This is a genomic window from Kineococcus sp. DHX-1, assembly GCF_042473625.1.
Classification (GTDB): Bacteria; Actinomycetota; Actinomycetes; order Actinomycetales; family Kineococcaceae; genus Kineococcus.
Genome location: NZ_CP170445.1, coordinates 1268657 through 1294706 on the forward strand (window position 1 = coordinate 1268657; position 26050 = coordinate 1294706).

Genomic DNA, 26050 nt, shown 5'->3' on the forward strand with positions numbered 1-26050 from the left:
CCGCTAGGGTCGTCGGCGTGACCGAGACCCCAGCCCAGCGCACCCTCGTCCTCGTCAAGCCCGACGGGGTGCGCCGCAACCTGTCGGGGGAGGTCCTGCGCCGCATCGAGGCCAAGGGCTACACCCTCGTCGCCGTCGAGCTGCGCACCGCGACGCGCGAACTGCTCGCCGGCCACTACGCCGAGCACGAGGGCAAGCCGTTCTACGAGCCCCTCGTCGAGTTCATGCTGTCGGGTCCGGTCCTGGCGGCCGTCGTCGAGGGTCACCGCGCCATCGAGGGCTTTCGGTCGCTCGCCGGCACCACCGACCCGACGACGGCCGCGCCGGGCACGATCCGCGGCGACCTCGGCCGCGACTGGGGCCTGAAGGTCCAGCAGAACCTCGTCCACGGCTCGGACTCCGAGGAGTCCGCGGCCCGCGAGATCGGGTTGTGGTTCCCGAACCTCTGACCCACCGATGAGTTCTGCGGCAGGCTGGGGTCGACAGGGCAGCAGGGCCGGCTCGTCGGCCCCGGACCGCTGAGGAGCTCACCGTGCGCATGGTCTTCGTCAACCTGCCGGTCGCCGACAAGGAGGTCTCCAAGACCTTCTTCACCGCGCTCGGCTTCAGCGTCAACCCGCAGTTCGAGGACGAGACCACGGCGTGCGTCGTGCTCGAGGAGAACATCATCGTCCTCGTCCACGAGCCGGAGAAGTGGAAGCAGTTCCTCCACACCGACGCCGCCCCGAAGGGCTCGAACGAGGTCATGGTCGCGCTGTCGTGCGCCGACCGCGCCGAGTGCGACGACCTCAAGGCGAAGGCCCTCGCGAACGGCGGCGCCGAGTACGCGCCGACGATGGACTACGGCTGGATGTACGGCACGAGCTTCTTCGACCCCGACGGCCACATCTGGGAGACCAGCTGGATGGACGTCGCCGCGGCCGCCGAGGCCGGCGGCGTCAACCCCGCCTGAGCGCAGCCTCGCCCCGGTGGAACGGTGACTCCCCGGTGACGATGATCGTCACCGGGGAGTCACCGTTCCGTTCGGGGGCGGCGCAGCGTCAGCGGGACTGCACGTACTGCGCCCACGCCGTCTCGACGGCGGCGAGGGCCGTCTCGTCCTGCAGCGACGTGACGTCCCCACCGCCGCGGCCGGCGGTCATGTCCGCCATCAACCGCCGCATGATCTTGCCCGACCGGGTCTTGGGCAGGTCCGGCACGACGACGACGTCGCGGGGTTTGGCGACGGGACCGATCTGCTGGGCGACGTGCTCGCGCAGCTCGGCCGCCACCTCGTCCGACCCCTGGCCGCGCAGGATGACGAAGGCCACGATCCGCTGGCCCGTCGTCTCGTCGGGCGCGCCGACGACGGCCGCCTCCGCGACCCGGGGGTGCGAGACGAGGGCGGACTCGAGTTCGATGCTCGACAGCCGGTGCCCCGAGACGTTGAGGACGTCGTCGATGCGGCCGCCGATCCAGACGTACCCGTCGGCGTCCTTCGTGGCGGCGTCTCCGGCGAGGTAGTAGCCCTGCGCCGCGTACGGTTCCCAGTAGCTCGTGACGAACCGCGCGTGGTCGCGCCAGACGGTCCGCGCCATCCCGGGCCAGGGTTCGGTGATGACGAGCACGCCCTGCTCGCCCGGTGCCACCTCGTTCCCCGCTTCGTCGACGACTTTGGCCGACAACCCCGGCAGCGGGACGGTGCCCGACCCGGGCTTGAGCGGCGTCACACCCGGCAGGGGAGCGACCACGGCGGCCCCCGTCTCGGACTGCCACCACGTGTCGACGATGGGGCAGCGGCCGCCACCGACGTTGCGGTGCAACCAGAGCCACGCCTCGGGGTTGATCGCCTCGCCGACGGAGCCGAGCAGTCGCAGCGACGAGAGGTCGAAACCCGCGGGCAGTTCGGGCCCGTGCTTCATGAACGTCCGCACGAGCGTGGGGGCCGTGTAGTAGATCGTCACGCCGTACTTCTCGATGACCTCGAAGTGCCGGCCGGGGTGCGGCGTCAGCGGCGACCCCTCGTAGATCACCTGCGTCACGCCGTTGGACAACGGCCCGTACATCTCGTATGAGTGCGCCGTGACCCACGCCAGGTCGGCCTGGCACCAGTACACGTCGTCGTCCTTGACGTCGAACACGGCCCAGTGCGACCACGAGGTGTGGGTCAGGTACCCACCGGAGGTGTGGACGAGCCCCTTCGGCTTCCCGGTGGTGCCCGACGTGTAGATGATGAACAGCGGGTTCTCCGCGTCGAAGCTCGGCGCGACGTGCTCGGCCGGCTGCCGGTCGACGACGTCGTGCCACCACACGTCACGGCCGGGGGTCCAGGGCACGTCGGGCGTCAGGTCCCCGGTGCGGCGCAGGACGAGGACGTGCTCGACGTGGTCGAGGCCCTCGACGGCCGCGTCCGCGGCACCCTTGACGGCCACGGCGTTCCCGCGGCGGAACTGCCCGTCGGTGCAGACGAGGAGCTTGGCGCCCGTGTCCTCGACGCGGAACCGCAGCGCCTCGGCCGAGAAACCCCCGAACACGAGGGAGACGACCGCGCCGATCCGGGCGCAGGCCATCGTGGTGACGATCGTCTCGGGCAGCACCGGCAGGTACAGGACGACGCGGTCGCCGTGCCCGACGCCGAGTTCCTCCAGGGCGTTGGCGAGGCGGCACACCTCGTCCTGCAACTGGGCGTAGGTGGTGGTCCGGGAGTCGCCCGGTTCGCCCTCCCAGTGCAGCGCGACCTTGTCCCCGCGGCCGGCTGCGACGTGCCGGTCGACGCAGTTCACGGCCACGTTGAGCTTCCCGCCGGTGAACCACTGCGCCGTCGGCAGGGTCGAACCGTCGAAGACCGTCGTGAAGGGTTCGTCCCACTGCAGGCGACGGGCCTGCTCGGCCCACCACGACTGCGGGTCGGCGGCCGCCCGCGCGTACTCGTCGGCGCCGACGTTGGCCTGGGCGGCGAACTCCGCCGGTGGCGGGACGACGAGCTCGTCGGGCATGCAGGGACCTCCGGGATCGCGTGGGCTGGCTTGGTCGCAGCGTAGCCGCGCCGTACCGTGGGTCCGTGGACAGCACCGGGGGCGCGGACGCGGCTCCCGCACGCCCGTTCGTCGCCGTCCAGCGCCGCCACGTCGACCTCTGCCGCACCCGCTCCGCCGTCTGTCGCTGATCCGCTCCGCCGCCCGGGACCTCTCCCGGGCACGTCCAGCAGGTCACGACCACCCCCTTGGAGCTCCCGTGCCGTCCCGTTCCCACCCCCTCCGCTGGGCCGTCGAGCTCGACGGCGCCGGCCGTCATCCCGCCGCCTGGCGCCTGCCCGCAGCCCGCCCCGAGGAGCTGTTCACCGCGGCCCACTGGCGCCGCCTGGCCGCGACCGTCGAGGCCGCGGACCTCGACCTGCTGGTCGTCGCGGACGCCTACCGCCTGCAGTCCGCCGACGAGCGCGACCAGCGCGGTCGTCTCGACGCGGTCGCCGTCGCCGCCCACCTCGCACCGCTGACCCGGCGCACCGGGCTGGTCCCGGTCGTCACGACGACGCACACCGAGCCGTTCCACACCCAGAAGGCGATCGCGACGCTGGACCTCACGAGCCGGGGCCGCGCCGGCTGGCAGGTGGAGGTGTCGACCACCGCGGTGGAGGCGGACCTGTTCGGCCGCAAGGCCGCCGCGCCGGACGAGGAGCTGTGGGGAGAGGCCGCCGAGACCGTCGACGTCACCCGCAGGCTCTGGGACTCCTGGGAGGACGACGCGATCGTCCGTGACCTGGCGACGGGGCGCTACGTCGACCGCGACAAGCTCCACTACGTCGACCACGCGGGGCAGTTCTTCTCCGTCAAGGGCCCGTCGATCACGCCGCGCAGCCCGCAGGGCCAGCCGCTCGTCGTGGTGCCCGTGCGGCACGCGCCCTCGCTCGCGCTGGCTGTCGCGGAGGCCGACGTGGTCCGCCTGGAGACGGCCGACCCCGCCCAGGCCTCCGCGTGGGCCGCCGCGCTGCCGCGGGCGACCGTCCTGCTCGACGTCGAGGTGCTGCTGCGCCGGGACGCCGCGGAGGCCGCCGACGTGGCCGCGCAGCTCGACGCCTGGAGTCCCGCCCACGCCCCGCGCACCCTGCGGCACGTCGGAACCCCGGAGACGTTCCTGGACCTGCTGGGTGACCTGCCCGACGGCGTGGGCGGGGTGGGGGTCGTCCCGCTGGACCTGCCGGTCACCCTCGACCTCCTCGCCTCCGACGTCGTGCCCCGGGTCGCGCGTCCGGTGGTGCACGGCACCACCCTGCGGGAGCGCTTCGGCCTGTCCCGACCGGCCAGCCGCTACGCCGAGGGGGTGCCCGCATGACCACCAGGCGTCAGGTCCACCTGGGGGCGCACTTCCCGGGCGTCAACCAGACCACCGTGTGGCGGGACCCGCGGGCGGGCAGCCAGACGGACTTCTCCTCCTTCGAGCACCTGGCCCGCACGGCCGAGCGCGGGCTCATGGACTTCTTCTTCCTCGCCGAGGGACTGCGGCTGCGCGAGCAGCGCGGACGGATCTACGACCTCGACGTCGTCGGTCGCCCCGACACCCTGACGGTGCTGAACTCGCTGGCCGCGGTCACGAATCACCTGGGCCTGGCCGGGACGATCAACGCGACGTTCAACGAGGCCGCCGAGGTCGCCCGGCAGTTCGCCAGCCTCGACCACCTCTCCGGTGGCCGGGCCGCGTGGAACGTCGTGACGAGTTCGGACGCGTTCACGGGGGAGAACTTCCGCCGCGGGGGGTACCTGGCCCATGCCGACCGCTACGTGCGGGCCCGCGAGGTCCTCGACGTGGCCCGGGAGTTCTGGGACTCCTGGGGCCCGGACGCGTTCGTCGCCGACCCGGTGCGCGGGGTCTTCGCCCGTGGTGTCCGCGAGGTCGAGCACCAGGGCCCGCAGTTCGACGTGCGTGGACCCGGACTGCTGCCGCGCAGTCCGCAGGGGCACCCGGTCCTGTTCCAGGCCGGCGACTCCGACGCGGGCCGCGACTTCGGGGCGGCCTACGCCGACGCCATCTTCACGATGCACGGGACGCTCGAGGCCGGTCGCCGGTTCACCGCCGACCTGCGGGCCCGGGCCGTCCGCAGCGGCCGCTCGGGCGACGACCTGCGCATCCTGCCCGGGGCCTCGTTCGTCCTCGGGGACACCGAGGAGGAGGCGCGCGCGAACGCCCGCGAGATCCGGTTCCAGCAGGTCGGCCCCCAGCAGGCCGTCGCGTTCCTCGAACAGGCCTGGGGTCGCGACCTCACGGGGTTCGACCCGGAGGGGCCCCTGCCGGCCGACGACCCCGACCCGACCTCGACGATCGTCCAGGGGCGGGCCCGGTCGGTCCAGGACCGGGCCCAGACCGTCCGGGAGTGGCGCGACCTCGCGGCCACGAACGGCTGGAGCGCGAGGGAACTCGTCGTCGAGGTCTCGGGCCGGCAGCAGTTCGTGGGGACCCCTGAGCAGGTGGCGGCGGAGATCGACGCCTACGTGCAGGCGGACGCCTGCGACGGGTTCATCCTCGTCCCGCACCTCACTCCGACCGGTCTGGACGAGTTCGTCGACCGCGTCGTCCCCCTGCTGCAGGAACGCGGCAGCTACCGCACGCAGTACACGGGGACGACGTTGCGCGAGCACCTCGGCCTGCGCCACCCGCACCGCACGTCCGGCACACTCGACCCCGCCCGCCAGCCCGCCCGTCACAGCGCCTGAGGAGCAGCAGATGACCACCACGACGATCGACGAGGGCACCCTCGACGCGGCCCGCACCGCGTGGGACGCCTGGCGCCAGGAGCGGACCGCGACCCTGTCCGCCCCGCACGGCTGGTTGAGCCTCACCGGGCTGCACTGGCTGGACACCGACGCCGCCGCGGTCGAGGGGTTGCCGGGACGATGGGCGTCCGTCGACGGCGGGGTCGAGGTCACGGCCACGGCGGCCGACGGGATCGTGCTCGACGGCGCCCCCGTCGAGGGCACCGTCCGGCTCGACACCGCGGAGGGGGCGCCCGGCACCCTCGTGGGGGTCGGCGAGCGCCGGGTCGAGGTCATGCAGCGCAGCGGGAACCACGCGCTGCGCGTGCGCGACCCGCAGTCCCCGACGCGTGCCGCGTTCACGGGCGTCCCCGTGTTCGAGTTCTCGCCGCGGTACGTCGTCCCGGCCGAGTTCGTGCCCCACGAGCAGGTGCAGGACGTCGTGACGGGTGCGGTGGTCGAGGGGCTGCAGCACCACCACCGGGCCGTGGGCGTCGTCCGCTTCGAGCTGGACGGTCCGCAGCAGCTCACGGTGTTCTCCGGCGGGACGGCCCTGTTCACCGACGCCACGAGCGGCGTCACGACGACGGGGACGACGCGGTCGGTGCCCGTCCCCACCACGCCCGGTCCGGTGGTGCTCGACCTGAATCGCGCGCAGAACCTGCCGTGCGCGTTCACCGACCACGCCACCTGCCCGCTGCCGCCGGCCGAGAACCGCCTCACCGTGACCGTCGCGGCGGGGGAGAAGGACCCCCGGTGACGACGCTGCTCGAGGGTTTCTCCCCGGCCGAACTCTCCGCCCTGCGCGCGGACTTCCCGATCCTGTCGCGCACGACGCGGTCCGGGAAACCGCTGGTGTACCTGGACTCCGGGGCGACGTCGCAGAAACCTCGTGCCGTGCTGGACGCCGAACGCCGGTTCTACGAGACGCACAACGCGGCCGTGCACCGGGGCGCGCACCAGCTGGCCGAGGAGGCCACGGACGACTTCGAGGCCGCCCGTGCCGCGATCGCCGCGTTCGTGGGTGTCCCCGCCGACGAGGTCGTGTTCACGAAGAACGCGACCGAGTCGCTGAACCTCGTCGCCCACGCGTTCAGCACGACGACCGCGTACGCGGCCCGGGGTTCCGCGCCTTCGGGGCAGGCCGTCGACCCGCGGTTCGTCCTCGCCGAAGGCGACGAACTCCTCGTCACCGAGGCCGAGCACCACGCCAACCTCGTGCCGTGGCAGGAGCTCTGCGCACGGACGGGTGCCGTCCTGCGCTGGATCCCGGTGACCGAGGGCGGCGTCCTCGACCTCTCCGGGCTCGACGCGCTCGTCACGGAGCGGACGAAGGTCGTGGCCTTCGCCCACGCGTCCAACGTCCTGGGGGCCGTGGCGCCGGTCGCCGACCTCGTCGCCGCGGCCCGCCGCGTCGGTGCGCTCGTCGTGCTCGACGCCTGCCAGTCCGTGCCGCACCTGCCCGTCGACCTGTCCTCCCTCGGCGTCGACCTCGCCGCGTTCTCCGGCCACAAGATGCTCGGCCCGTCGGGGATCGGTGTCCTGTGGGGCCGTGCGGAACTCCTCGCGGCCATGCCCCCGTTCCTCACCGGCGGGTCGATGATCGAACTGGTCCGGATGGAGCGCTCGACGTTCGCGCCGGCCCCGCAGAAGTTCGAGGCCGGCGTCCCGATGACGGCCCAGGCCGTCGGCCTGCACGCGGCCGTGGACTACCTGCGGGACCTCGGCCCGGACGGGACGGGCCTCGCCCGGGTGGAGGCGCACGAGCGCGCGCTGACGGCCCAGCTCCTGGGGGAACTGGCGGAGCTGCCCTGGGTCCGCGTCCTCGGTCCGCTCGGCGCCGCGGACCGGGTGGGCCTGGTCTCCTTCGTGGTGGACGGCCCGGACCTGCAGGTGCACGCCCACGACGTCGGTCAGCTGCTGGACGACGAGGGGGTCGCCGTCCGCGTCGGGCACCACTGCGCGTGGCCGCTGCACCGCCGGTTCGGGGTCGCGGCGACGACGCGGGTCAGCTTCGGGCCGTACAACCAGCCCTCCGACGTCGACGCCGTCCTGCGCGGGCTGCACCGCGTCCGCGAGCTGTTCGGCTGAGCGGGCGGACGACGTGGCCGTGAGAGCCTGACGCGCGTGGACCTGTACCAGCAGTTGATCATCGAGCACTCCAAGCGGCCCCACGGCGAGGGGTTGCGGGAGCCGTTCGCGGCGCAGGCCCACCACGTGAACCCCACCTGCGGGGACGAGATCACCCTGCGGGTGCGGCTCGACGAGGGGGACGGCTCGCCGGTCGTCGGCGACGTGTCCTACGACGCGCTGGGCTGCTCGATCAGCCGTGCCTCGGCCTCGGTCCTGCACGAGCTCGTCGTCGGACGGTCCGTCGCGGAGGTGGGGGAGCTGCGCGAGGCCGTGCAGCACATGCTCACCAGCCGCGGTGAGGACCCCGGCGACGAGGACGTCCTCGGCGACGCCGTGGCGTTCGCCGGGGTCGCGAGGTACCCGGCGCGCGTGAAGTGCGCGCTGCTGAGCTGGTCCGCGCTGGCCGACGCGGTGCTGCGCGCCTGAGGAGGCGGACCGGGACGTCGAGGGGACGTACCGGTCCCGGTCGTTACCGTGCCCCCGTGCAGATCCGCGACTACACCGACGCCGACTGGGCCGGCATCTGGCCCTTCTTCGACGAGATCGTCGCCGACGGCGAGACGTACGCCCTGCCCCGGGGGCTGACGTCCGACCGGGCGCGGTCGGAGTGGGTCGGCGCCCCGCCGTGGGGGACGTTCGTGGCCCTGGACGAGGAGGGGACAGTCCTCGGGACCGCGAAGTGCGGGCCGAACCGCCCCGGCGCCGGTTCCCACGTCGCGACGGCCAGCTTCATGGTGTCCTCCCAGGCCCAGGGCCGTGGGGTCGGCCGGGCCCTCGCCGGGCACGTCCTGGGGTGGGCGCGGGACCGCGGCTTCCTCGCGATGCAGTTCAACGCCGTCGTGGAGACGAACGCCGCCGCCGTCGCGCTGTGGCAGTCCCTCGGCTTCGCGGTCGTCGGCACCGTCCCGCAGGCCTTCGACCACCCCGAGCACGGGTACGTGGGTCTGCACGTCATGCACCGCTTCCTCTGAGCGGGGCGCAGGCGGCCGTGACCCACCGGCCCGGGGATGCCCTACGCTGACCGGACCATCCAGAGCGGCCGAGAGACCTGGCTCGTCGACGCCGCAGCAACCCCGGGGACGGACCACGTCCCGGAGGGTGCTCATGCCAGGACCGATGGGAGGAACAGTGGGTCACACCGGCGACCTCACCCCGCGTGAGGCCTTCGACCTGGTCCAGCGCGACCCGGACGCCGTCCTCGTGGACGTGCGCACCGAGGCCGAGTGGCGCTTCGTGGGGGTCCCGAGCGGACTGGACCGCGACCCGGTCCTCGTCTCGTGGCTGCCCGTCGACCCCGGCCGGTTCCTCGACGACCTGGCCGCGGCGGGGATCACCCCCGGCACGGACCGCCCGGTCGTCTTCCTCTGCCGTTCGGGTCAGCGGTCCGTCGCGGCGGCCGACACGGCGACGGCGGCGGGCATCGCGCCCAGCTACAACGTCCTCGAGGGTTTCGAGGGCCCGCTCGACGCCGAGGGGCACCGCGGCGCCACCGGCTGGCGGGCCGCCGGGCTGCCCTGGCGGCAGTCGTGAGCGCACGGGACTGGCGGCCGGACACGGCGGCCGTCCGCGGTGGGCTGGCCCGCTCGGCGTTCGAGGAGACGGCCGAGGCGGTGTACCTCACCTCCGGCTACGTCTACGAGAACGCCGCGGCCGCGGAGGCCGCCTTCGCCGGTGACGTCGACCGCTACGTCTACTCCCGCTACGGCAACCCGACGGTGTCGGTCTTCACCGAACGGCTGCGGCAGCTCGAGGGGGCGGAGGCCTGCTACGGCCTGGCCAGCGGGATGTCCGCGGTGTTCTACGCGCTCGCCGCGCTGCTGGGTGCCGGGGACCGGGTCGTCGCGGCCCGCAGCCTCTTCGGGTCCTGCTTCGTCGTCCTGGACGAGATCCTGCCCCGCTGGGGCGTGGAGACCGTGTTCGTCGACGGAGAGGACCTCGCGCAGTGGGAAGCCGCCCTGGCCCCCGGCGCGCAGGCGGTGTTCTTCGAGACCCCGGCCAACCCCATGCAGACCCTCGTCGACGTCGAGGCCGTCGCGGACCTCGCGCACGCGGCCGGGGCGACCGTCGTCGTCGACAACGCGTTCGCCTCCCCGGTGGGGCAGCGCCCGCTGCGGTTCGGCGCCGACGTCGTCGTGTACTCCGCGACCAAGCACATCGACGGCCAGGGCCGGGTCATGGGCGGTGCCGTCCTGGGCACAGAGGAGTTCCTCGGCGGCCGGTTCCGGGAACTCACCCGGCACACCGGCCCGACGCTCAGCCCCTTCAACGCGTGGACCCTGGCCAAGGGCCTGGAGACCCTGAGCCTGCGGGTCCGGCACTCCGCGGCCAACGCGTTGCGGATCGCCGAGCACCTCGAACGTCAGCGCGGGGTCCGCTGGGTGCGGTACCCGTTGCTGGACAGCCACCCCCAGGTCGACCTCGCGCGCCGGCAGATGGACCTCGGCGGAACCGTCGTGACGTTCGAGCTCGACGCTGCCGAGGGTCGCGGCAAGGAGCGCGCGTTCGAGGTCCTCGACGCGCTGCAGGTCGTCGACATCTCCAACAACCTCGGTGACGCCAAGTCCCTCGCCACCCACCCGGCGACGACGACGCACCGCCGGCTCGGCCCGGACGGCCGAGCCGCCATCGGCCTGACCGACGGCGTCCTTCGCCTGTCCGTCGGCCTCGAGGACGTCGAGGACCTCCTCGAGGACCTCGACCACGCCCTCACCCGCGCCACGCCGCGCAGATGAACCCCTTCCGAACGGAGCACCACCCGTGACCAGGTCCGTCCCCGTCTCCCACGCCGGCAGCCTGCCGCGCACCCCCGAACTCATCGCCGCCAACGACGCCCGCTCGATCGCCGCCGACGGTTTCACCCTCGAGCGCACGCCCGAGTTCGACGCGCTGCTCACGAGCGCCGTCGTCGACCTCGTGCGCCGCCAGCACGACCTCGGCGTGACGATCGTCGGGGACGGCGAGTACGGCAAGGCGATGACGAGCGCCGTCGACTACGGCGCCTGGTGGTCCTACTCCTTCCAGCGCGTCGCGGGCCTGGAGGTGACGGGGGAGGACCTCTTCACCCAGCCCGTCGTGCGGTCCGAGCCCGGGAACGTCCGGCTGACCAGCTTCCCCGACCGCCGCGACTGGACGATCTTCCGCGACGCCTACACCGACCCGACGTCCGGGATCTCGACGGGCAAGAACGCGACCGCGTTCCCCGCGACGACCGGGCCCCTGTCGTACACCGGGCAGGAGGCCATCGCCTCCGACATCGCCAACCTCAAGGCCGGTCTGGCCGCGGCCGGCCTCCAGGAGGGTTTCATCACCTCGCTGTCCCCGGGCAGCGGCGCCCGCATCTCCAACCGGTACTACGCGAGCGAGGAGGAGCACATCTGGGCGTGGGCCGACGTCATGCGCGAGGAGTACCGCGCCATCGTCGACGCCGGTCTCACCGTCCAGGTCGACGACCCCTCCATCGCGGAGAACTGGGACCAGATCAACCCCGAACCCTCCGTCGAGGACTACCGGGCGTTCACCCGGATCCGCGTCGAGGCGCTGAACCACGCCCTGCGGGGTCTGCCGCCGGAGCAGGTGCGGTTCCACCTGTGCTGGGGCAGCTGGCACGGCCCGCACACCACCGACGTCGAGTTCCGGCACATCGTCGACCTCATGCTGGAGATCGACGCCGGTTCCTACTCCTTCGAGGCCGCCAACGTGCGGCACGAACACGAGTGGAAGGTCTGGCGAGACGTGGAACTGCCGGCCGGGAAGAAGATCGTGCCGGGGATCGTCAGCCACGCGACGAACGTCGTCGAGCACCCCGAACTCGTCGCCGACCGGATCGAGCGGTTCGCCTCGGTCGTGGGCGCGGAGAACGTCGTCGCCTCCACCGACTGCGGTCTCGGCGGCCGCATCCACCCCCAGATCGCCGTGGCGAAGCTCGCGGCGCTGGGCGAGGGTGCCCGCATCGCCGGGTCCCGCCTGTTCGGGTGAGCAGGAGGTGAGTCCCACCAGCGGACCGGCCGGGGACGCCGCGTGGGCCCTGTGGCAGGACTCGCCCTGGGGGCGGCTGCGCTACCACGTGGTGGCCCGCCTCCTGCGGTCCTGGACCGACGACCTCGGGGAGGGGTTGCGGGTCCTGGACGCCGGTGGGGGTGACGGTCGCGACGCGCTGCCCTTCGCCCTCGCCGGGCACGACGTCACCGTCCTGGACCGTTCGCCGGAGATGCTGGCGCTGGCCCGAGCGGCCGCGGCGGCCGCGGGCGTCGGGGACCGGCTGCACACGGTGGCGGCCGACCTCGAGGACCTCACCGCGCTGGCCGCGCTGACCCGGCACCGGGAGGGCGGGTCAGGATCCTTCGACGTCGTCTTCTGCCACGACGTGCTGCAGCACAGGGCCTCCCACGCCCAGGTCCGGGCCGACGTCGCGACGCTCGTGTCGTCCGTGCGGCCCGGCGGGCTCGTGTCGCTGCTGGCTCCGAACCCGCCGGCCGACGTCGTGGCGACCGTCCTCGGTCAGGGGCCCGCGGCCGCGTGGGTGGCGCTGGACGCCGAACGCGCGACCGACCCCGCCACCGGGCACACGGCGCTGCGGTTGTCGCCGGAGTTCGTCGAGGACGCCCTCGAGGACGCCGGCTGCGACGTCGTGGGCAGCGCCGGGGTCCTGGCGGTGACCGCTCTGCTGGAGGACGCCGAACGCGTCGACGACCGGGTCGCCGCCGACCTCGAGGAACTCGAGGTGGAACTCAGCGGGCGGCCGTCGTTCGCCGGGACGGCGCGCTACTGGCTGCGCGCGGGCCGACGACGCTGACCGTCCCCAGCTGCAGGACGGCACGGGCGACGCGGTCGTTGAGACGGAAGAACCCGGCGTCGAGACCCGGCCGGGCGAACGCCGCGGCCCACCCGCCGCCCGCGACCCACGGGCCGACGGCGAACCGCCGCGGGTGGACCGTCCCGTCCGCGTGGACGAGGCGCTGCTCGGGGTCGACGACGAGCTTGCCGCCGGCGAGCTCGCGCAGTTCCCCGCGCGCCGTGAGGTGGCGCAGCAACGGGTCCGCGCTCGCCGTCACCCGCGCCTCGGGCAACCGGGCGTCGACGAGCACGGCCGCGCTGACGGTGTCGGGGGAGTTCGCGGCGTGCGCCGTCCAGCACCCGCCGACCTCGTCGGGTGCGAACCGCACGTCCCCGCCGAGGAACCGGACGACCCCCGCATCCGCGAGCGCCAGGAGTTCGCGCAGACGACGCGGCGGCGGTCCGGAGGCCACGTAGCTGAAGAGCCCGTGCCACCAGCCGTCGACCTCGGCGACCGAGCCGTCGTCCAGCCGTCCCGCGTGGGCGAGCCCGGCGACGGTGACGTAGCTGGACAGCAGGGCGTGGAACACCGACGCGTCCATGCTGAACTCCGGGTCGCCGCGCCGGGCGACGTCGTCGGCCACGTGCGCCCGGACCCGGTCGTGCACGGCGGTGGCCGTCGGCGCGCGGAAACCGTCGAGCGGCCGGTCGAGCCGGTGCAGGTCGAACCGGTCCTGCGCGGCGGGAACGGCTTCGGCCACGAGGGCGTCCAGGTCCGCGTCCCCCCAGCGGGCGACGGCGAACCGGCGGTCGAACTCCGCCGCGTCCAGCGTGGTCCGCTCCGGGTGGGACCGGAACAGTTCGGCGTAGTGCGCGCCGGCGAGTTCCTTCGCCACCAGCGGCCAGACGTCACGCCGCAGGTCCAGTCCGGGGCCGGACGGCAGCGCCTCCTCGGTGAGGAACCGGGGCAGGACCGGTCGCTGCGTCAGCTGGTAGGTGATCTTCGAGCGGTAGGGAACCCCGCGACGCGATCCCACGTGCAGCACCGGTTCCCGGCCGCTGGGGTGGTAGACGGGTCCGTCCGGGGTCTCCTCGAACCGGCCGCCGCGCCCCTGGGTCAGCAGGACGAGCAGGTCGACGAAGGCCAGGCCCATGCCCGCGACGAGGACGTCCCGGCCCGGGGGCAGGGTGACCTCGTCCTCGGTCAGCCCCAGGTCGCTCGTGTAGCCGGGGGCGACGTACCCCAGGCCGTGGCGGTCGGCGAACTCCCGGGCCGCGACCTCGCGCGGACCGGGGACGACGTCGGGGTGCCCCTGGGCCAGGACGACCGCGTCGACGTGGAGGATCGTGCCGTCCTCGAGGGCGACGCGCTGGCGGCCGGCGCCGTCGAGGTCCACCACCCGGGTCCGGTGGTGAGTCAGCCGCACCCCCGCGGGCAGGCCCGCGACGACGCGGTTCCACGCCCAGCTCAGGTACCGGCTCCCGAGGGCGCGGGAGACGAACGTGCCCTCCTCGACGGCGAGGACCTCCCGCCGCAGCGCGTCCTGGCCCGTGCGGGCGAACTCCTCGGCGAGCTCGGAGCGGTGGGTGTCGAGCCAGGCGTACAGGGTGGGTCCCGTCCGCACGGGGCCGTCGAGCCGGGAGGACGCGTCGGGCAGCACGGTGACGTCCGCGGCGCGCGAGTTCATCCACAGCAGGGGGTGCTGGTCGGCCCGCCAGATGCGTCCGGCCCCCGCGGGGTGGGGGTCGACGACGTGGACGTCGACCTCCGCACCGGAGGCCGCGGCGTGCGCGGAGAGCCGGTCGAGCACTCCGAGGGTGCGGGGACCGGCGCCGACGACGAGCAGGGTGAGGCTCACGGGGGGCTCCTGAGGAGGGGGCGGAGGGGACTCCGGGGACGCTCCTCAGCGACACGTGGCGGTGTGGGTGCGGCACAGGTCGACGTGACGGCGGCGTACGAGCCGTCCGTTCGTCGTCCCCGCGATGCGCACGGCCCCAGCCTAGGCCTCCGCCGCGTGCCCCACCTTCCCTACCGCGGCCCCATCCCCCGTGGAGGACACTCTTTCCGCCCTCTGGACGCGCGTCTGGGGGCGGAAAGAGTGTCTTCCACGCGGGAGCGGGACAGTCGGCGGGGTCAGGTGCCGGCGGTGCGGCGGCTCCCGAGCACGAACGTCTGGATAGCGGTGACGGCGGCGCCCCGGGCCCACTCGGTGAACCCGGTCGGCTGGACGTCGAGGTCGAGGGGGCTCGCGTAGCGGCTGCGGTGCTCGCGCAGGCCTCGCTGCAGGGCGTCCTCGCCGACCACGGCCAGCCGGATGCCCTCGCCCGAGAGGATGACCTTCTCGGGCATCGTCAGGTTGCCGATCGCCGCGACGAGCACGCCGAGGCCGTAGGCGGAGTCGTCCACGATCCGGCGGGCCAGGGGATCCCCGGCCGAGGCGAGGTCGAGCGCCTCCTCGTAGCGGACGGGCCGGCGCAGCGCGGCGGAGGCGCGCGACTCCACGGCCGCCACGGTGAGCAGCGCGTCGGCGCAGCCCTGGTGCCCGTCGGGGCACAGCGGTCCGCCGGGCAGCAGCGGGAAGTGGCCCAGCAGACCCACCCCGGCGTCGGGCCGGTCCAGCACCTCGTCGCGCACGACGAGGCCGTAGCCGAGCCCCTCGCCGATGGTCACGACGGCGAAGTGGCCGCAGCGGCGCGCGGAACCGAACCACTGCTCCGCACGCGTGAAGGACAGGAGGTCGTTGTCGACGACGACCGGCAGGCCCAGTTCGGCCTCCAGGTCCCGGCCGAGCGGGACGTCCTCCCACCCCAGGAAGCTCGCGTTGAGGACGTGACCGCCCTCGCCCACGAGACCACCGAGGGCCACGCCGACGGCGCGGACGTTGCCGGGTCCGGCCAGGCCGTGCTCGGCCACCACCGCGCGCACCAGTCCGGCGACCGTCTCGCGGACGGCCTCGGGGGAGGGATCCGGCAGGACGGCCTCGGCGGTGCCGAGGACGTTGGCGCGCAACGAGGTCAGCACGACGTGGACGGTCGTGGCCGTGAGCTTCACCCCCACGAAGAGGTGGGAGGTCTCGTCGACGTCCATGGGGCGGGTGGGCCGGCCCGTCACCGGGTCGGGGGCCTCGCCGATCTCCTGGAGGAGGCCGGAGTCGAGCAGCGGCCGGGACAGCCGGGTCAGCGTCCCCGCGGACAGGTCCAGCCGTCGGGCCAGCTCGCTGCGCGGCAGGGGCCCGTCCAGGAGCACTTCCAGGGCGATGCTGTGGGCGGTGCCCGTCAGGGGTGTCCAGGCCACGGCCGCGGGCGCGGCGGGTGCGGGAGCGTCGATGGTCCGCCTCCTTCGTCGGAGCCAGATCGTACGCCTGGGAGTGTTGGCGTGGAACCCACTTCCGGAACTTCACCCGCCTCGACACCGTGACGTGCCCGTGATTGACGCCGTGGGAGTTTCAGCGTAGAACTCTCCCTGTCCACCACGCCGACGTGCCGACGGAGCCACCGTGACCCAGCACGACCTCACCCCCCTCACCTCGACCGACGGCCCCCCGGTCGCCGGGTACGGCGCCGTGGCGGGTCGGACCCTGCACCTGCGGGCCGCAGGCGTGAGCCTGGTCGTCGACGTCCTCGCGGACTCCGTCCCGGTCGTCGTGCACTGGGGCGCCGACCTCGGTGACGTCTCCGCGCGACAGCTCGCCGACCTCGTGACGACCGGCCGGCCGGCCCGCTCGAACAACGACCTCGACGTGCCCCAGCCCACACGGCTGCTGCCGGAGACCTCCTGGGGCTGGAGCGGCCGTCCCGGCCTGAGCGGCCACCGCGCCGGCGCCGCCTGGTCGACGCGGTTCGTCCCCACCTCCGTGCAGGTGGACCTCGCCGGGGAGTCGGCCGGCGGGCGCCTGCAGGTCGACTGCACCGACGAGACCGCGGGCCTGCGACTGCTCCTCGAACTCGAACTGCTGCCCTCCGGGCTCCTGCGCCACCGTGCGACGGTCACGAACACCGGTGCCGACGGCTACGAGGTGTCCGACCTCGCCCTCAGCCTGCCCGTGCCCGTCGTGGCGACGGAGGTCTTCGACCTCGCGGGCCGCTGGGCCAAGGAGCGGATCCCGCAGCGACGCCCGTTGACCTTCGGGTCCCACGTGCGCGAGAACCGCCGGGGCCGCACCGGCCCGGACGCCCCGCTCGTCCTCGCCGTCGGCACCGAGGGATTCGGGTTCCGCCGCGGCGAGGTCTGGGCCCAGCACACGGCGTTCAGCGGGAACCACCGCTCGGTCGTCGAACGCCTCAACAGCGGGGCCACGACGTTGTCGGGTGGTGAACTGCTCCTTCCCGGCGAGGTGCGCCTGGACGCCGGCGAGAGCTACCGGTCCCCGTGGGTGTTCGGGGCCTGGTCCGACGCCGGTCTGGACGGGATCGCGGCGCGGTTCCACGAGCACCTGCGCGCCCGTCCGCACCACCCGGGGTCACCGCGTCCGGTCGTGGTGAACACCTGGGAGGCCGTGTACTTCGACCTCGACCTCGACAAGCTGCTGGAACTGGCCCGGGCCGCCGCCGAGGTCGGCGCGGAACGGTACGTGCTGGACGACGGGTGGTTCCGCCACCGGCGCTCCGACGACGCGGGACTGGGTGACTGGTACGTCGACGAGGGCGTCTGGCCGCAGGGGCTGCACCCCCTCGTCGACGGCGTCCGTGCGCTCGGCCTGCAGTTCGGGTTGTGGGTGGAACCGGAGATGGTCAACCCCGACTCCGACCTGGCCCGCGCGCACCCGGACTGGATCCTGCGCAGCGGGGAGCGGCTGCCGCTGGAGTCCCGGCAGCAGCAGGTCCTCGACCTCGGGAACCCGGACGCCTACGCGTACGTCCTGGAACGTCTCGACGCGGTGCTGTCCGAGTACGAGATCTCCTACCTCAAGTGGGACCACAACCGCGACCTCGTCGAGGCGGGGTCGGGACCGGTCCGCGCCCCCGGGGTGCACGCCCAGACGCTGGCGGTCTACCGGTTGTTCGACGAACTGCGCCGCCGCCACCCCGGCGTCGAGATCGAGTCCTGCTCCTCGGGTGGTCTGCGCGTCGACCTCGAGGTCCTCGAGCACACCGACCGGGTCTGGGCCAGCGACTGCATCGACCCGTTGGAACGGCAGGACATCCAGCGCTGGACGCTGCAACTCCTCCCGCCCGAGCTCATCGGCTCGCACGTGGGGGCCTCGCCCTCGCACACGACCCACCGCTCGAGCGACCTGTCGTTCCGCGCCGGCACGGCGTTCTTCGCCTCGTTCGGCATCGAGACCGACCTCACGAGACTGTCCGCGGACGAGCGGAGGGAACTGGCCCGTTGGGTCTCCCTCTACAAGGACGTCCGCGGTCTGCTGCACACCGGGACCCTCGTCCGGGCCGACGACGTCGACCCCTCGTTCCGCGTGCACGGGACGGTGGCGCCCGACGGTTCGGACGCGTTGTTCGCGGTCGTGCAGACGGGAACCCCCGACGGTTCCGTCCCCGGCCGGGTGCGCCTGCCCGGCCTGCTGCCCCAGGCGGAGTACGAAGTCACCGCGCAGGAGCCGGGGCACGACCCCGCCGTGCGCGGCGGACGGGACCTGCCGTGGCTCGCGTCGGGGGTGCGCCTCACCGGCCGCGTCCTCGAGGCGGCCGGGGTCGTCGCACCGGCGATGCAACCGCAGCAACTCCTGCTGCTGCGGGTGCGTCGTGTCTGAACCGCCCGCCCCCGCGGGTGTCCCAAACCGCTGCGCGGCAGTCCTCCTGCCGTGCCGCGGGTGAGTTCCACCAGTTCCGCCCGGGGTTTCCCCGAACCGCTTGACAGTCGATGAACCCCCAGCACACGCTTGCAGGAACTGACCACCGTGATCACGGTCGGCAGCACTGCGCGCCGCGTCCCGGTCAGAGCCGGACGCCGACGAAGGAGTCGCGATGAACCGCCCCGCCACCGAATCCGAGTACCTCGCCGGCCTCGTGCCCGCGTCCGCCGGCCGGCACGGCTTCAGCCGCCGGTCGATGCTGCGCGGCTCGCTCCTCGCCGCCGGGATCCCCGCCCTGCTCGCCGCCTGCGGCGACGGCGGTGGCTCCGGCAACGGCGGCGGTGGGGGAGGGGGCCAGGTCACCCTCGGCTCCAACTTCTCCGACGAGGTCCCCCTGAAGACCATGAAGGCCATGGTCGAGGACGCCCAGAAGAAGCAGGGCATCTCGATCAAGCTCAACACGGTCGACCACACGACCTTCCAGAACAACATCAACAACTACCTCCAGGGCAGCCCGGACGACGTCTTCTCCTGGTTCGCCGGGTACCGGATGCAGTTCTTCGCGGCGCAGGGCCTGGCGTCGGACATCTCCGACATCTGGGGCTCGATCGGCGCGAACTACACCGACGCCTTCAAGAAGGCCTCCACCGGCGAGGACGGCAAGCAGTACTTCGTCCCGACGACCTACGGCCCCTGGGCGGTCTTCTACCGCAAGTCGCTGTGGCAGGAGAAGGGGTACCAGGCCCCGAAGACCCTCGACGAGATGAAGACCCTCTCGACGCAGATGCAGAAGGACGGTCTCGTCCCCCTCGCCTTCGCCGACAAGGAGGGCTGGCCGGCGATGGGCACCTTCGACCAGCTCAACATGCGCATCAACGGGTACCAGTTCCACATCGACCTCATGGCCGGCAAGGAGTCCTGGACCGACCAGAAGGTCAAGACGGTCTTCGACACCTGGAAGGGCCTGCTGCCGTTCCACCAGAGCGACTCCCTCGGCCGCACCTGGCAGGAGGCGGCCACCGGTGTCGTCAACAAGACGTCCGGCATGATGGTCATCGGCTCCTTCATCGGCCAGCAGTTCGAGGAGGCCGACCAGTCCGACATCGACTTCTTCAACTTCCCCGAGGTCGACTCGGCCATCGGTGCCGACGCGGTCGAGGCCCCCATCGACGGCTTCATGATGTCCAAGCGCCCCCGCAACGAGGACGGCGCCAAGAAGCTGCTGGAGTACTTCGGCTCGCCCGACGACGGTGTCGTCCAGACGACCAACGACCCCTCGGGCATCGCGGCCAACACCAAGTCCGACCAGTCGCACTACACCGAGCTGCAGAAGAAGTGCGCCGAGTTCGTCGCGAGCGCCAAGTCCATCTCGCAGTTCATGGACCGCGACACCCGCCCCGACTTCGCCTCGACGGTCATGATCCCCTCGCTGCAGTCGTTCATCCAGAACCCGAACGACATCGACGGGCTCTGCACCCAGATCGAGAACCAGAAGAAGAGCATCTTCACCTCCTGAAGGAGCGCCCGTGTCGTCCCCCGACCTGCCGCTCGTGGCCCCGCAGACGGCGCACGCCGCGCCGTCCGCGGGTTCCCACAAGGGCACCGGCAAGAAGCAACGCGTCCGTCGGCTGACCGGCCGGGACCGCGTGGCCGTCATCCTCATGGTCGCCGTCCCGACCCTCGTGGTCGTCGGCCTCATCTGGCTGCCGGCGATCGCCTCCGTGCTGCTGTCGTTCACCAACTGGAACGGCGTCGGCTCGCTGGCGGACGTGAAGGTCATCGGCACGGAGAACTACGTCAACGTCTTCACGAACTACCCGCCCTTCAAACCGGCCGTCGAGCACAACCTGCTGTGGCTCGTCGTGATGTTCGTGGTGGCGACACCGCTCGGCATCCTCTTCGCGGTCCTCATCGACAAGGAGCTGAAGGGCAGCCGGTTCTACCAGACCGCGCTCTACCTGCCGGTCGTCCTGTCGCTGGCCCTCGTCGGCTTCATCTGGCAGCTCATGTACTCCCGTGACCAGGGCCTCATCAACGCGGTCCTGGGCACCCAGATCGACTTCTACGGCGACCCGAAGTGGAACATCTGGGCGGCACTGTTCGCGACCTGCTGGAAGCAGGTCGGCTACGTCATGCTGCTGTACTTGGCCGGCCTCAAGGGGGTCGACGCCTCTCTCAAGGAGGCCGCCCAGATGGACGGCGCCAACCAGGTCCAGACGTTCTTCCGGATCGTCTTCCCGGTCATGCGCCCCATCAACATCATCGTCCTGGTCATCACGGTCATCGAGTCGCTGCGCGCCTTCGACCTGGTCTGGGTCATCAACCAGGGCCGCAACGGCCTCGAGCTCATCGCGACCCTGGTGACCGCGAACATCGTGGGTGAGGCCAGCCGGATCGGCTTCGGGTCCGCCCTGGCGACGATCATGCTGGTGATCTCGCTGGTGTTCATCAGCATCTACCTGTGGGTCGTCATGCGGGAGGACGAACGATGAGCACGAGCACCATCGGGGGCGTCGGGGGCCGCACGGCCTCCGGCGTCCCGAAGGCGGAGCGGCACACGCCGCCCGCGCGGATCGTCCTGTACGTCTTCCTCATCGGGGCGTCGGTGCTGTGGCTCTTCCCGCTGCTGTGGGCGGTGTTCAACTCCTTCCGCGACTACGGGTACACCCAGGCCAACGGGTACGCGTCCTTCGGCGGGTTCACGGTCAAGAACTACGTCAACGCGTGGGAGCAGGGCGACTTCGGCCGCCACTTCCTCAACTCGGTGATCATCACGGTGCCGTCGGTGGTCCTGGCGCTGCTGCTGGCTTCGATGGTCGCGTTCGTCGTGGCCCGGTTCAACTTCAAGTTCAACCTGGCGCTGCTGGGTCTGTTCACGGCGGCCAACCTGCTGCCGCCGCAGGCCCTGCTGATCCCGCTGTACCGCCTCTTCCGTGCCGTCGAGGTGCCCTACTGGTTCAGCTACTCCGGGACGCTGCTCGACAGCTACTGGGCGCTGATCATCGTCAACACGGCCTTCCAGACCGGCTTCTGCGCCTTCGTGCTGAGCAACTACATGAAGACGCTGCCGTACGAGCTGTACGAGGCCGCCCAGGTCGACGGTCTGAGCGTCTTCAAGCAGTACTGGAAGATCACCCTGCCGCTGTGCCGGCCGGCCCTGGCCGCGCTCGCGGTGCTCGAGATCACCTGGATCTACAACGAGTTCTTCTGGGCCACGGTCCTGCTGCAGTCGGGGGACAAGTTCCCGATCACGAGCTCGCTGAACAACCTCAAGGGCCAGTTCTTCACCGACTACAACCTGCTGTCCGCCGGCTCGGTGCTCGTCGCCCTCCCGGTGCTCGTCGTGTTCTTCGCACTGCAGAAGCAGTTCGTCTCCGGTCTGACGCTGGGAGCCACCAAGGGATGAACCACTGGTTCGAGGACTTCACGCCCGCGCGGGGTGCCCTCCCCGCGCGGGCGTGGGTGCGTTCGGACGCACCCACGCTGTCGCTCAACGGGGGCTGGCGCTTCCGTTGCGCCGAGCACGCCGACACCCCCGCCGACCTCGCGGACCCCGCACTGGACGACGCCGCCTGGGACCGCATCGAGGTGCCCGGGCACTGGCAGCTGCAGGGCTGGGGCGCTCCCGCGTACACCAACATCACCTACCCGTTCCCGGTCGAACCGCCGTTCGTGCCGGACGAGAACCCCACGGGCGACCACCGCCGCCGGTTCGCGCTGCCGGCCGGCTTCCTGGCCGACGGCGCCCGGGCCGTGCTGCGCTTCGAGGGCGTCGACTCCGCCTTCACCGCCTGGGTCGACGGCACCGAGGTCGGACGGTCGGTCGGCTCCCGCCTGCCCGTCGAGTTCGACGTGACCGACGCGCTGCAGGCCGGTCGGGACGAGCACGTGCTCGCCGTCCGCGTGCACCAGTGGTCGGCCGCGAGCTACCTCGAGGACCAGGACATGTGGTGGCTGTCGGGGATCTTCCGCGACGTCACGCTGCTGTCGCGTCCCGCGGGCGCCGTGGAGGACGTGTTCGTCCACGCCGGCTACGACCACGTGACGGGGGCCGGTTCCCTGCGCGTGGACACGCCGTCGGCCGCGCGGCTGCTCGTGCCCGAACTCGGGGTCGACGTGCCGTGCGGGGAGGACGTCGAGGTCCCCGGGGTCGAGCCGTGGTCGGCGGAGGTGCCGCGCCTGTACGACGCCGAGGTGGTCAGCGGCGGGGAGCACGTGCGCCTGCGCGTGGGCTTCCGGACCGTGGCGATCGTCGACGGCGTGTTCACCGTCAACGGCGTCCCCGTCAAGCTGCGCGGAGTGAACCGGCACGAGGTGTCGGCCGACCGCGGTCGCGCGGTCACCGACGCCGAGATGCTGGCCGACGTGCTGCTCATGAAGCAGCACAACGTCAACGCCGTCCGCACCAGCCACTACCCGCCGCACCCGCGGTTCCTCGACCTGTGCGACGAGCACGGTCTGTGGGTCGTCGACGAGTGCGACCTGGAGACGCACGGGTTCTGGTTGCTGGACTGGCGCGGCAACCCCTCGGACGACCCGCGCTGGCGCGAGGCCTACCTGGACCGGATGCGCCGCACGGTCGAACGGGACAAGAACCACCCGAGCGTCGTCCTGTGGTCCCTCGGCAACGAGAGCGGCACCGGCGAGAACCTCGCCGCCATGTCCGCGTGGGTGAAGGAGCGGGACTCCTCCCGTCCTGTGCACTACGAACACGACTGGGCCGTCCCGTACGCCGACGTCTACTCGCGGATGTACGCCAGCCACGCCGAGGTCGAGGCCATCGCCGGTCGCACCGAGGAGCCCCTGGAGGACGCCGAGGCCGACGCGCGGCGTCGCGCCATGCCGTTCGTCCAGTGCGAGTACGCGCACGCCATGGGCAACGGCCCGGGCGGGCTCGTGGAGTACCAGGACCTCTTCGAGTCCTCCGAGCGCTGCATGGGCGGGTTCGTCTGGGAGTGGATCGACCACGGTCTGCGCCAGACGGGCCCGGACGGGGTCGAGCGCTTCGCCTACGGCGGGGACTTCGGCGAACCCGTGCACGACGGTGCCTTCGTGGCCGACGGACTGGTGTTCCCCGACCGCACGCCGTCGCCCGGTCTTCTCGACTACGCGGCCGTCATCGCCCAGGTGCGCCTGCGGCCGGAGACGACCCCGTCCGGCGACCTGCTGCGGCTGACCAACCACTTCGACGTCGTCGACCTCGCCCACGTCGAGCTGCGCTGGTCGGTGCAGGACGACGGGATCGAGGTGGCCTCCGGCACGACGCCCACCCCCGACCTCGCGCCGCGGGCGTCGACGGTGCTCGACCTGCCCGACGAGGTCGCCGCGCTCGACGCCGCCACGGGGGAGCGGTGGTTCACCGTCACCGCGCACCTCGCCGAGGCGACGTCGTGGGCGCCGGCCGGGCACGAACTCGGCCGCGGTCAGGTGCAGCTCGACCCGGGCGCCGGGCAGGAGCCCGCCCCCGAAGGGTCCCCGGCGCGCCGCGGACCCGACCTGCTCGTCGGACCGGCCGTCCTGGACGGTCGGACCGGACGGTTGCAGCAGGTCGGCACCGTCCCGGTGCAGGTCGCGGAACTCTCGCTCTGGCGGGCGCCGACGGACAACGACCGCGGGGACTTCGGCGAACCGCTCGCACCGACGTGGCGTTCGCTGGGCCTGCAACGGCTCCGGCACCGCACGGGCCACGTGGAGCTCGGGGACACCGCGGTCGTCGTCGCCGGGCGCAGCGCCCCGGCGGGCACGGACACCGGGTTCGCCACGACGTGGCGCTGGACGCCGCTGGCCGGCGGGGCGGTGCACCTGCAGGTCGACGTGGCCCCCGAGCTCCCGGGTGGCCTCGACGTCCCGTTGCCGCGCGTCGGCGTCCGGCTGGCACTGCCGCGCGAGCTGCGGCACCTGGCCTGGTTCGGCCAGGGGCCGGGGGAGGCCTACCCCGACACGGGGTCGGCCACGTGGACGAGCCGGTTCACCTCGACGGTCGAGGGCCTGCAGACGCCGTACGTGCGCCCGCAGGAGAACGGGCAGCGGGCCGGGGTCCGCTGGGCCGAACTCACCGACGGGTCCGGGCGCGGGCTGCGGGTCAGCAGCACCACGCCGTTCGGCGTGACGGTCCGGCCGTGGAGCACCGAGGCGCTCGACGCCGCGACGCACACGTCGGCCCTGCACGACGAGGGCCGGATCTGGCTCCACCTCGACCACGCCCAGCAGGGCATCGGGTCGGGGTCCTGCGGCCCGGGTGCTCTGCCGCAGTACCGGCTCGAGGCGGGCCCCGTCAGCTTCGGGTTCGTGCTCGAACCCGTGGGCTGACGGGACAGCGGTCGGGACGGGCGGTCCGGACGGACGTCAGCGGCGCGAGCCGAGGACGAACGTCCGGATCGCCGTCACGGCCGCGCCGCGCGCCCACTCGGCGAAACCCGTGAGCTGCACGTCCACGGGCAGTTCCGTGGCCAGGGGGTTGCGGCCGGCGCGGATCCCCGCGTCCAGCGCGGCCCGGCCGACCTCGGCCAGGCGCGCGTTCTCGCCCGAGACGACGACCCGTTCGGGCATCGTGAAGTTCCCGACGGCGGCGACCAGGGTGCCGAGGGCCCGCGCGGCGTCGTCGACCACCTTGCGCGCCAGGGGTTCTCCCCGCTCGGCCAGGTCGAGCACCTCCTCGACCGTGACGGACCGGCGCAACGCCAGACCGGCGCGCGTCGTCAGCGCGGCCGTCGACAGGACGGCCTCCGCGCACCCGACGTGCCCGTCGGGGCACAGCGGTCCGTGCGGATCGAGCGGGTGGTGCCCCAGCAACCCGACACCGGAGTCGGGCCGGTCCACCACCCGGTCGTGCACGACGAGGCCGTACCCGATCCCCATCCCCACCACGACGACGGCGAAGTGGCCGCAGCGGCGGGCCGACCCGAACCACTGCTCGGCCCGGGTGAGGGACAGGACGTCGTTGTCGACGACCACGGGGACGCCGAGCAGGTCTTCCAGCGGCCCCCCGAAGGGCACGTCCTCCCAGCCCAGGTAGCGCGCGCTGTCCACGACGCCGTCGCCGCCCACCTTGCCCCCGAGACCGACGCCGACCGCCCGCACCGGCCGGGGGTCCAGGGCGTCCAGCTCGCCGACGAGGGCCGCGACCGTCCTGGTGACGTGACCGGGGGAGCGGTCCGTGAGGGGGACCTCCCTGGCGGCGACGACGTCCGCCCGCAGGGTCGTCAGCACCGCGTGGGCGGCGTCGGCCGTCAGCTTGACCCCGACGAAGGCGTCGTTGGTGTCGTCGACGTCGAGCGGTCGGGTGAGGCGCCCGGACGCCGGGTCGCAGACGCCGCGGGTCTCGACGAGCAGCCCGGAGTCCAGCAGGGGTTTCGACAGGCGGGTCAGGCTGCCGGCCGACAGGTCGAGCCGGCGGGCGAGCTCGCTGCGCGGCAGGGGACCGTCGAGCAGCACCTCGACCGCGATGCTGTGCGCCGCACCGGTCAGCGGGGTCCAGATCGACCGCTGGGCGGACCGCTGCGTCGACCTGCGTACGGACGCCGAGTCCAGGCTCACGCACGACCTCCTCGCCGGCGACGACCTCGTCGCTCCCTGCTCAGGCACCGTAGCCGACTTCCGACACGGAAGCCGGGAGTCGGTGGGACGACGTGTCTCAGCGAGATCACAATCCGGGACCTGGCCCCGTGA

21 protein-coding genes and 1 riboswitch are annotated in these 26050 nt (G+C 72.7%); of the genes, 17 read left to right on the forward strand and 4 right to left on the reverse strand.

Annotated features, from left to right (window positions below; all coding sequences use genetic code 11):
• Window positions 1-17 precede the first annotated feature (17 nt).
• A complete protein-coding gene (ndk, locus tag ACFEMC_RS06175) occupies window positions 18-449 on the forward strand; it encodes a nucleoside-diphosphate kinase (protein ID WP_380174572.1) in 432 nt (143 codons plus the stop codon).
• An 83-nt stretch (window positions 450-532) separates the two neighbouring features.
• Window positions 533-952: a VOC family protein gene (locus ACFEMC_RS06180; protein WP_380174574.1), complete on the forward strand. Its 420-nt coding sequence runs from the start codon at window positions 533-535 to the stop codon at window positions 950-952.
• A gap of 88 nt (window positions 953-1040) precedes the next feature.
• On the opposite strand, the gene acs is transcribed toward ACFEMC_RS06180, so the two are convergent.
• Window positions 1041-2975, reverse strand: a complete 1935-nt coding sequence (acs, locus tag ACFEMC_RS06185; protein ID WP_380174576.1) for an acetate--CoA ligase — start codon at window positions 2973-2975, stop codon at window positions 1041-1043.
• A 238-nt stretch (window positions 2976-3213) separates the two neighbouring features.
• On the opposite strand from acs, the gene ACFEMC_RS06190 reads away from it, so the two are divergent.
• The 10 genes from ACFEMC_RS06190 (at window position 3214) to ACFEMC_RS06235 (ending at window position 12651) form a co-directional block, all read left to right on the forward strand.
• Entirely contained in the window at window positions 3214-4311 is a 1098-nt protein-coding gene (locus tag ACFEMC_RS06190; RefSeq protein WP_380174578.1) for an LLM class flavin-dependent oxidoreductase, read from the forward strand.
• The gene (locus tag ACFEMC_RS06195) at window positions 4308-5687 is read left to right on the forward strand and encodes an NtaA/DmoA family FMN-dependent monooxygenase (RefSeq protein WP_380174581.1); all 1380 of its coding nucleotides are present in this window, start codon (window positions 4308-4310) and stop codon (window positions 5685-5687) included. The genes ACFEMC_RS06190 and ACFEMC_RS06195 overlap by 4 nt, the downstream gene beginning before the upstream one ends.
• A 10-nt stretch (window positions 5688-5697) precedes the next feature.
• Window positions 5698-6486, forward strand: coding sequence for a DUF1684 domain-containing protein (locus ACFEMC_RS06200; protein WP_380174583.1), 789 nt, complete (start codon window positions 5698-5700; stop codon window positions 6484-6486).
• Window positions 6483-7817 (forward strand): SufS family cysteine desulfurase, encoded by a 1335-nt coding sequence (locus ACFEMC_RS06205; protein WP_380174585.1) that lies wholly within the window; start codon window positions 6483-6485, stop codon window positions 7815-7817. Before ACFEMC_RS06200 ends, ACFEMC_RS06205 begins: the two co-directional genes overlap by 4 nt.
• A gap of 36 nt (window positions 7818-7853) precedes the next feature.
• Window positions 7854-8285 (forward strand): Fe-S cluster assembly sulfur transfer protein SufU, encoded by a 432-nt coding sequence (sufU, locus tag ACFEMC_RS06210; protein ID WP_380174587.1) that lies wholly within the window; start codon window positions 7854-7856, stop codon window positions 8283-8285.
• Between the two features lie 56 nt (window positions 8286-8341).
• Window positions 8342-8830, forward strand: coding sequence for a GNAT family N-acetyltransferase (locus tag ACFEMC_RS06215; RefSeq protein WP_380174590.1), 489 nt, complete (start codon window positions 8342-8344; stop codon window positions 8828-8830).
• Window positions 8831-8882: 52 nt separating this feature from the next.
• A riboswitch (SAM riboswitch) is annotated at window positions 8883-8982 on the forward strand.
• Between the two features lie 5 nt (window positions 8983-8987).
• A complete protein-coding gene (locus ACFEMC_RS06220; RefSeq protein WP_380174592.1) occupies window positions 8988-9389 on the forward strand; it encodes a rhodanese-like domain-containing protein in 402 nt (133 codons plus the stop codon).
• Entirely contained in the window at window positions 9386-10591 is a 1206-nt protein-coding gene (locus ACFEMC_RS06225) for an O-succinylhomoserine sulfhydrylase (protein WP_380174594.1), read from the forward strand. The genes ACFEMC_RS06220 and ACFEMC_RS06225 overlap by 4 nt, the downstream gene beginning before the upstream one ends.
• Before the next feature lie 25 nt (window positions 10592-10616).
• Window positions 10617-11834, forward strand: a complete 1218-nt coding sequence (locus tag ACFEMC_RS06230) for a cobalamin-independent methionine synthase II family protein (RefSeq protein ID WP_380174596.1) — start codon at window positions 10617-10619, stop codon at window positions 11832-11834.
• A 7-nt stretch (window positions 11835-11841) separates the two neighbouring features.
• Window positions 11842-12651 (forward strand): class I SAM-dependent methyltransferase, encoded by an 810-nt coding sequence (locus tag ACFEMC_RS06235; protein ID WP_380174598.1) that lies wholly within the window; start codon window positions 11842-11844, stop codon window positions 12649-12651.
• Here the strand turns inward: ACFEMC_RS06235 and ACFEMC_RS06240 are convergent.
• Both ACFEMC_RS06240 and ACFEMC_RS06245 read right to left on the reverse strand, forming a co-directional pair.
• Window positions 12587-14491: an FAD/NAD(P)-binding protein gene (locus tag ACFEMC_RS06240; protein WP_380174600.1), complete on the reverse strand. Its 1905-nt coding sequence runs from the start codon at window positions 14489-14491 to the stop codon at window positions 12587-12589. The genes ACFEMC_RS06235 and ACFEMC_RS06240 overlap by 65 nt on opposite strands.
• Before the next feature lie 275 nt (window positions 14492-14766).
• Window positions 14767-15927 carry an ROK family protein gene (locus ACFEMC_RS06245; protein WP_380174602.1) on the reverse strand — a complete coding sequence of 387 codons (1161 nt, stop codon included), beginning with the start codon at window positions 15925-15927 and terminating at the stop codon, window positions 14767-14769.
• A 202-nt stretch (window positions 15928-16129) separates the two neighbouring features.
• Between ACFEMC_RS06245 and ACFEMC_RS06250 the strand changes: the two genes are divergently transcribed.
• From ACFEMC_RS06250 to ACFEMC_RS06270, 5 genes are all read left to right on the forward strand, one after another.
• The gene (locus ACFEMC_RS06250; protein ID WP_380174604.1) at window positions 16130-18340 is read left to right on the forward strand and encodes an alpha-galactosidase; all 2211 of its coding nucleotides are present in this window, start codon (window positions 16130-16132) and stop codon (window positions 18338-18340) included.
• Between the two features lie 214 nt (window positions 18341-18554).
• Complete coding sequence (locus ACFEMC_RS06255; protein ID WP_380174606.1) at window positions 18555-19898, forward strand: ABC transporter substrate-binding protein; 1344 nt, start codon at window positions 18555-18557, stop codon at window positions 19896-19898.
• Between the two features lie 10 nt (window positions 19899-19908).
• A complete protein-coding gene (locus tag ACFEMC_RS06260) occupies window positions 19909-20874 on the forward strand; it encodes a carbohydrate ABC transporter permease (RefSeq protein ID WP_380174609.1) in 966 nt (321 codons plus the stop codon).
• Entirely contained in the window at window positions 20871-21788 is a 918-nt protein-coding gene (locus ACFEMC_RS06265) for a carbohydrate ABC transporter permease (RefSeq protein WP_380174611.1), read from the forward strand. Before ACFEMC_RS06260 ends, ACFEMC_RS06265 begins: the two co-directional genes overlap by 4 nt.
• Window positions 21785-24691 carry a glycoside hydrolase family 2 TIM barrel-domain containing protein gene (locus tag ACFEMC_RS06270; protein WP_380174613.1) on the forward strand — a complete coding sequence of 969 codons (2907 nt, stop codon included), beginning with the start codon at window positions 21785-21787 and terminating at the stop codon, window positions 24689-24691. The genes ACFEMC_RS06265 and ACFEMC_RS06270 overlap by 4 nt, the downstream gene beginning before the upstream one ends.
• A 36-nt stretch (window positions 24692-24727) precedes the next feature.
• On the opposite strand, the gene ACFEMC_RS06275 is transcribed toward ACFEMC_RS06270, so the two are convergent.
• On the reverse strand, window positions 24728-25918 hold the full coding sequence (locus ACFEMC_RS06275; protein WP_380174615.1) for an ROK family protein: 1191 nt from the start codon (window positions 25916-25918) through the stop codon (window positions 24728-24730).
• Window positions 25919-26050 lie beyond the last annotated feature (132 nt).